The 6,785-nt window shown below is 67.4% G+C and carries 8 protein-coding genes; 1 reads left to right on the forward strand and 7 read right to left on the reverse strand.

Features of this window, described 5'->3' with window-relative positions:
• Window positions 1-44: 44 nt before the first annotated feature.
• The 7 genes from PMI38_RS16945 to PMI38_RS16975 all read right to left on the reverse strand — a co-directional run bounded on the left by PMI38_RS16945 (window position 45) and on the right by PMI38_RS16975 (window position 5,863).
• Window positions 45-533, reverse strand: coding sequence for a DUF2878 domain-containing protein (locus PMI38_RS16945; protein ID WP_008096311.1), 489 nt, complete (start codon window positions 531-533; stop codon window positions 45-47).
• Window positions 534-535: 2 nt separating this feature from the next.
• Window positions 536-1,795: an SAM-dependent methyltransferase gene (locus PMI38_RS16950; protein WP_008096313.1), complete on the reverse strand. Its 1,260-nt coding sequence runs from the start codon at window positions 1,793-1,795 to the stop codon at window positions 536-538.
• The gene (locus PMI38_RS16955; protein ID WP_008096315.1) at window positions 1,770-2,582 is read right to left on the reverse strand and encodes a DUF1365 domain-containing protein; all 813 of its coding nucleotides are present in this window, start codon (window positions 2,580-2,582) and stop codon (window positions 1,770-1,772) included. The genes PMI38_RS16950 and PMI38_RS16955 overlap by 26 nt, the downstream gene beginning before the upstream one ends.
• On the reverse strand, window positions 2,579-3,826 hold the full coding sequence (locus PMI38_RS16960) for an NAD(P)/FAD-dependent oxidoreductase (RefSeq protein WP_008096317.1): 1,248 nt from the start codon (window positions 3,824-3,826) through the stop codon (window positions 2,579-2,581). The genes PMI38_RS16955 and PMI38_RS16960 overlap by 4 nt, the downstream gene beginning before the upstream one ends.
• A gap of 6 nt (window positions 3,827-3,832) precedes the next feature.
• The gene (locus PMI38_RS16965; RefSeq protein WP_008096319.1) at window positions 3,833-4,585 is read right to left on the reverse strand and encodes an SDR family NAD(P)-dependent oxidoreductase; all 753 of its coding nucleotides are present in this window, start codon (window positions 4,583-4,585) and stop codon (window positions 3,833-3,835) included.
• Window positions 4,582-5,004, reverse strand: a complete 423-nt coding sequence (locus tag PMI38_RS16970; RefSeq protein WP_008096321.1) for a nuclear transport factor 2 family protein — start codon at window positions 5,002-5,004, stop codon at window positions 4,582-4,584. The genes PMI38_RS16965 and PMI38_RS16970 overlap by 4 nt, the downstream gene beginning before the upstream one ends.
• Before the next feature lie 61 nt (window positions 5,005-5,065).
• On the reverse strand, window positions 5,066-5,863 hold the full coding sequence (locus PMI38_RS16975; RefSeq protein WP_008096324.1) for a LysR family transcriptional regulator: 798 nt from the start codon (window positions 5,861-5,863) through the stop codon (window positions 5,066-5,068).
• Between the two features lie 122 nt (window positions 5,864-5,985).
• Here PMI38_RS16975 and PMI38_RS16980 point away from each other — a divergent pair, with 122 nt between their 5' ends.
• Window positions 5,986-6,717 (forward strand): SDR family oxidoreductase, encoded by a 732-nt coding sequence (locus PMI38_RS16980; protein WP_008096327.1) that lies wholly within the window; start codon window positions 5,986-5,988, stop codon window positions 6,715-6,717.
• Window positions 6,718-6,785 lie beyond the last annotated feature (68 nt).

The raw sequence follows: 6,785 nt of genomic DNA on the forward strand, positions 1-6,785 counted from the left end.
CTTGCCGGCGATGAGGCCGGCACTGACAAAAGCGCTTTGAATCCTCAGCATCTCGCCGCGAAGCGCAAGGCCAGCGGCAGTACCAGCGCCCAGGTCGGCGCGAGGATCAGCCCGGTATACAGCGGCCCCAACGGCAACTCGATGCCCGCCAGCCTGGCCCCGGCCAGGTAGGCCAACGGACCGCCCAGCAGGCCCAGCAACGCGCCACGCCAGAGCGGGTGCGCGGCCCAGGCCAGGCTGTGGCGCAACCCGCTGGCCAGCACCAGCCACAGCAACGCCAGCCAAAAGGGCAGGGGCCAGTGTTCGAAGCGCAATACGCCCAACATGCCCAGTACGCTGTCGAGCAGGCAGCCGGCCAGTGTCACCCACAGCAATACCCGCCCCTCACTGCGCAGCCCCGGGCACAAGCTCAGGTGCACCAGCAGGCCCGCCACCGCGACCCAAAGCAGCCATTGCAGTCGCGCGCCCAGCACGCAGGCCCACCAGCCGAACTGCAGCCACAGGGCATTGCCGATCAGCCAGCCGCGGGCCATGCTCAGGCGCCTGACAGTGGCGCCCGACGCGCCTGTGGCGCGGCCCAGAGCATCTGCGCCACGCCGATGGTCCGCTCCTCAAAACCGCCCTGGCAATAGCACAGGTAGAACTCCCACAAGCGCTGGAAGGTGTCGTCATACCCCAGCGCCGCCAGCTCCGAGCGCGCCAGGCGCAGGTTGTCGCGCCAATGGCGCAGGGTACGCGTGTAGTCCTGGCCGAAATCTTCCAGGTGTACCAGGTTGAGCCCGGTCTGGCGGCTGGCGGTGTCGAGCAGCACGCTCAGCGAGGGCAGGGCGCCGCCGGGGAAGATGTAGCGCTGGATGAAGTCCACTGAGCGGCGGGCCTGGGCGTAGCGCTGGTCGCGGATGGTGATGGCCTGCAGCAGCATCAGGCCGTCGTCCTTGAGCAGTGCGGCGCACTGGCGGAAGTAGGTCGGCAGGTAGCGGTGGCCGACGGCTTCGATCATTTCGATCGACACCAGCTTGTCGAAGCGTCCGCGCAGGTCGCGGTAGTCCTCGAGCAGCACCGTGACCCGGTGTTCCAGGCCCAGGGCCTTGACCCGTTGCAAGGTGTAGGCATGCTGCGCCGCGGAGAGGGTAGTGGTGGTGACCCGGCAACCGTGCTCGAGGGCGGCGTGGATGGCCAGGCTGCCCCATCCGCTGCCGATTTCCAGCAGGTGTTCGTCTGGCTTGAGTTCGAGCCGCTGGCAGATGCGCTGCAGCTTGCGTCGCTGGGCCTGTTCCAAGGTTTGCCCGGGGCTGTCGAACTGCGCGGCAGAGTACATCATGCTGGGGTCGAGCAGCCGTTCGAACAGTTCATTGCCCAGGTCATAATGGGCCAGGATATTGCGCCGCGCCCCGTCCCGGCTGTTGCGATTGAGCCGGTGCAGCAGGCGCAGGGGCGGGCGCGCCAGGCGTGCCAGGCCGCCCTCCATGGCATCGAGCACGTCCAGGTTGGCCACGAACAGGCGCGTCACCGCAGCCAGGTCGGGGCTGCGCCAGTAGCCGTGGATGTAACCTTCGCCGGCACCGATCGAGCCATTGCCGGCAACCAGGCCCCAGGCCGCGTCGTCGACGATATCCACTTCCGCGTACAGCGGGCTCGCGACGTCGCCGAAGGTCCACTGCTGCTCCCGGCTGATCAGGCGCAGGTGGCCGTGGCGCAACTGGCGTAGCTGCGCCAGCACGGCGCGCCTGGCCAGGCCGCCAAGCAGGGGCGCGAGGCCGGCCGATTTGCTAACGCTCAAGGTCGGTTCGGGCATGGTCGGGTTCCTCGCGGGCAGGTTGGCCGAGCGCCAGGTCGTGCGGGCTGGCGAAGTGGGCGTGCACGGGGGTGCGCTTGAGCAGCAGGCGCAGGGCTTGCCAGTAGATGGCGGTCACGGTGCGCAGGCTCATCCACGGGAAGGCCAGGATGTAGCGTTGCAGGCTGGCGCGGTCGAGCGGCTGGCGTTGCAGCGCCAGGTCGGCCTCAAACAGTTTTTGCCCGGCGCGCCAGTTTTCCATGTGGATGCGCACGCGCTGCGCGTCCAGGGCGAAGCGCAAGCGGTAATCCATGTCCCGTGGCAGGAACGGCGACACGTGGAAGGCCTTGGCCATGCTGAACGGCTGGTCCAGCTCGCCTTGCACCGGCAGCACATAGTGGAAACGCTCGCGCCAGGGCGTGTTGCGCACCTCCAGCAGCACGGCGGCGACCTGGCCGTGCCGGTCATGGCAGAAGAACACGCTCACCGGGTTGAACGACAGGCCCCAGCTGCGCGGTTGGGCAAGCAGGTGCACGGCACCTTCGGGCACCTGCCCGGTGGCCTGGCCGACCAGCAGGCGCGCGGCCTCGGCCAACGGCTGGCCGCGGCGGGTCAGGGCCGGCAGGTAGTCGGTTTCCCGCCAGCACAGGGGGGCGAACCGCGAGCGCCCAAGCCAGCGGCACAGGCCCGAGAGTTGCGCTTGTTCAGCCAGGTCGAGGTAGAACATGCCGATGCGGTAGCGAAACGCATGGGGCCTCGGGGCCAGGCGCCGGTGGCTGACCCAGCCATGGCAAAGGCTGCTGTTCACAGCTGTTCTCCAAAGTGTTCGGCCACCTTCAGTGCGCTGAGCACGCCATCCTCGTGAAAGCCGTTGGCCCAGTAGGCGCCGCAGTAGTAGCTGTGCAGCGGGCCCTGCAGCTCGCCGTGGCGGGCCTGGGCGGCAAGGGCGGCGAGGCTGTACTGCGGGTGTGCATACTGGAAGCGGGCCAGTACCTGCTGCGGGTCCACCAGGGCGGTCTGGTTGAGGCTGACGCAGAAGGTGACCGGCGCCTCGATGCCCTGCAGGATATTCATGTTGTAGGTGAGCGCGGCAGGGGCCTGCGCGCTGGCGCCCAGCCGATAGTTCCAGCTGGCCCAGGCCTTGCGCCGACGTGGCAGCAGGCGCTGGTCGGTGTGCAGCAGTACATCGTTGGGGGCGTAGCGGATGGCGCCGAGGATTGCCCGCTCCGGCTCGCTGGGCGCAGCCAGTAAAGCCATGGCCTGGTCGCTGTGGCAGGCGAACACCACCTTGTCGAAACGCTCACAGCCGGCCGCGCTGCTCAGTTCCACGCCTTGCGGGTCACGGCTAACCCGGTGCACCGGGCAGCCGAGTCGGATGCGTTCGGCAAAGGGCTGGCACAGCGGCGCCAGGTAACGGCGCGAGCCGCCTTCGATCACCCGCCATTGCGGGCGCTGGCTGATCGACAGCAGGCCATGGTTGCGGCAGAAGCGCACGAAGAACTGCAAGGGAAACGTGAGCATGTCGACCGGTGACATCGACCAGATCGCCGAGCCCATGGGCACGATGTACTGCTCGATGAAGCGCTGCCCGTAGCGGTGCTGGTGGAGATAGGCGCCAAGGGTGGTGTCGCTGACGATCCGCTGCTGGTCGAGGTCGGCCAGGGCCTGGCGGTTGAAGCGCAGTACGTCGCGCAGCATCCCCCAGAAGCCAGGGCGCAGCAGGTTGCGGCGCTGGGCGAACAACGTGTCCAGGTTGTGGCCGTTGTACTCGAAACCTGTGTTCGGGTCATGCACCGAGAAGCTCATTTCGGTCGGCCGGCTGGCCACGCCCAGCCGTTGCAGCAGGCGGATGAAGTGCGGGTAGGTCCAGTCGTTGTAGACGATGAAGCCGGTGTCCACCGCGTATGACTGCCCGTGCCATTGCACATCGACGGTATGGGTATGCCCGCCGAGCCACTGCTCGGCCTCGAACACCGTCACCTGGTGCCGGCGTGACAGGAGGTGGGCACAGGTCAGGCCGGCGATACCCGAGCCGATGATGGCGATGTCCATGCTGTGCTAACTCTGCGGTTTGCGCGCCATGCGCCGGCCCAGTGCCAGACGCCAGCGTGGCGGCAGGGCGCCGAGCAGGCGCAGGATGCGGGTGAAGGTGCCGGGGAAGGCGATTTCCAGCGGGCGGCGGGGCAGGCGCGCGATGATATGGTCGGCGGCGCGTTCGACGCTCCACAGCTGAGGCATTGGGAAGTCATTGCGGCGGGTCAGCGGTGTGTCGACGAAGCCGGGGCTGACCAGGGTGACGTCGATACCTTCGCCCACCAGGTCGATGCGCAGCGATTCGACCAGGTAGCGCAGCGCCGCCTTGGAGGCGCCATAGGCCCCCGCGCGCGGCAGCGCCAGCCAGCTGACCGAGCTGCCCATCACCACCAGGTGCGGCTGCCGGCCGCGGCGCAGCAGGGGCAGGGCGGCGGCCAGGCAGAGGCTGGTGCCGTTCAGGTTGGTGCGCATCACCCGTTCCACCAGGGCCGGGTCGAAGTGCCCCGGCTCCAGGTACTCGCAGGTGCCGGCGTTGAGAATCACCTGGTCCAGCGCGCCCCATGCCTGTTCGATCTGCTCGGCAATCTGTGCCACCTGCCCGGGTTGGTCGAGATCACCCACCGCCAGCAACACCTGGTCAGGAAACCGTGCGGACAGTGCCGCCAGGCTGTCAGCCCTGCGTGCGCCCAGGGCGACCTGGTGACCTTGCTCCAGCAAGCGCAGCGCCAGGGCCGCGCCGATACCGCTGCTGGCACCGGTCAGCCAGCAACGGCTCATGCCAGCCTGCCCTTGAGCCAGCGGATCGCGCCGCCCATCACCGGCACATGCTCGTAGAGCAGGGCGCCTGCGTCGAAGTAGTCCTGGTGAAAGTGCACCCGCTCGTGCCAGCGCAGATGGCTGCATCCCTGCAGGCTGATCAGCTCGCCACGGGCCAGGCGCGGGTGACGGAAGTGCAGGGTCCAGCGGATGTAGCCGTGGCCGGGCTCCAGTTCGTCTGTGCCCTCGAAGCGGTAGTGAACATCGGGCACGTTGGCATACAGCTGCGCGAAGTAGGCGCGCAGCGCCGGGAGGCCGCTGATCTGGTGCAGGGGGTCGCGGAACGCCACGTCCTCGCTGTACAGGTCGCCAAGCAGGTCGAGGTTGTGTGTATCCAGCGTGGCAAAGCGTTCGGCGAAGCGTGGCAGGAAGGCGGACATGCACAATACCTGTACAAAAATTAGTCACTGTACAAGGTATAGTGCAGGTGCCTGGATAAATCTATACAGCAAAATTGTTTTGTACAATTTTCTCCTGCAGGGCATCGCGCAGTTGAATCACCCCTTCGAGGGCCAGTGCCTGGGCCGAATAACACAGCCCGATGCGCCGGCGCAGGTCCAGCTGCGGCAATGGCTCGCTGCGCACTTCGCGATGCTCGGCGGCCAGCGACGCCGGCACGATGGCGCTGCCCAGCCCGGCGGCGACCATCTCCAGGGCCAGGCTGAAGGTCTCGGCTTCGGCTACCGGGCTGCTGTCGTAGAACGGCAGCAGGCGCTGGTGGCTGGGTTGCGCGGGGCAGGTAATCCAGCGCCTCTGGTCTTCAGCCTGCAGCGTCGCCAGCACGAAGGGGTCGCTGTGCAGGGGCAGGAACAGTTCATCCTCGCAGCGCAGTTCTTCGCTGGCCAAGCGCGCCGCGCCCGCGCAGCCGGTTACCAGTTGCAGATGCACCGTGGGGCTGAGGGTGGCCGCCGCCCGCACCACCTGACGCACCGCCGCCGCGCCCACGTCCTTCTCGACGCCGATCTGCAGCGGCGCACGTTCCCGGTCGCGCTTGAAGCGGCTCAGCAGGCGGCCGGCATCGGCCACCATGCGCCGGGCTTCGGGGTACAGCGCGCGGGCATCCTCGGTGACCTCGACGCCCCTGGCCTGGCGCACGAACAGGGTGGTGCCCAGGGCTTCCTCCAGTGCCTTGATGCTACCGGACAGGGCCGGTTGGCTAAGGTGTATGGAGCGCGCGGCGGCGGTGATGTTGCGCTCTTCGAAGACGGCGATGAAGGCGCGGAGCTGACGATAATCCATGGGTTACCCATAAGTGATGCCGATGGCTGCCAAAAGAATATCCCATTTTTCGTGCCTGAAACCGGCTTCTATACTCGCTGCGCTGCTTACCCATAGACAATTCGGATATCAGGACGCTTACCATGACCACTACCCACAAACCCCTGGTCGTCATTACCGGTGCCAGCTCGGGTATCGGCCTGGCCACCGCCAAGCGGCTGTCCGGCCGTGGCCACGCGCTGTTGCTGCTGGCCCGTCGGCTGGCGCCGATGCAGCAGCTGCAACTGCCCAACACCCTGGCACTGGCGGTCGACATCACCGACCGGGCGGCCGTGCTGGCCGCCGTTGCCGAGGCCGAGGCGCAGTTCGGCCCGGTGGACGCGATCATCAACAATGCCGGCGTCATGCTGCTGGGCAGCATCGCCACGCAAGACCCGGGCGAATGGGATCGCATGCTCGACGTCAACGTGCGCGGGCTGCTCAATGGCATCCACGCGGTAGCCGGCGGCATGGTCGCGCGCAAGCACGGCACCATCATCAACGTCAGTTCCGTGGCCGGGCGCAAGACGTTCCCCAACCATGTCGCCTATGTCGGCACCAAGTTCGCGGTCACCGGTTTGTCCGAGAACCTGCGCGAAGAACTGTCGCCGAGCAATGTGCGGGTGATCACCATCGAGCCGGGGGCCGTGGATACCGAGCTGCTCAGCCACACCACCGACAACGCCATCAAGGCCGGCTACGACGACTGGAAGCAGGAGATGGGCGGGGTGCTCAGCGCCGAGCACATCGCCGAAGTGATCGACTTCGCCTACGGCCAGCCGCAGTCGGTGTGCGTGCGCGAGATTGTGGTGTGCGCGACCCGGCAACAGCCGTGAGGCCTGCCTGTGGGAGCGGGCTTGCCCCGCGAAGCAGGCAACTCGGTGTATGGCACCGGCTTCGCCGG

Source organism: Pseudomonas sp. GM84, from assembly GCF_000282535.1.
Taxonomy (GTDB): Bacteria; Pseudomonadota; Gammaproteobacteria; order Pseudomonadales; family Pseudomonadaceae; genus Aquipseudomonas.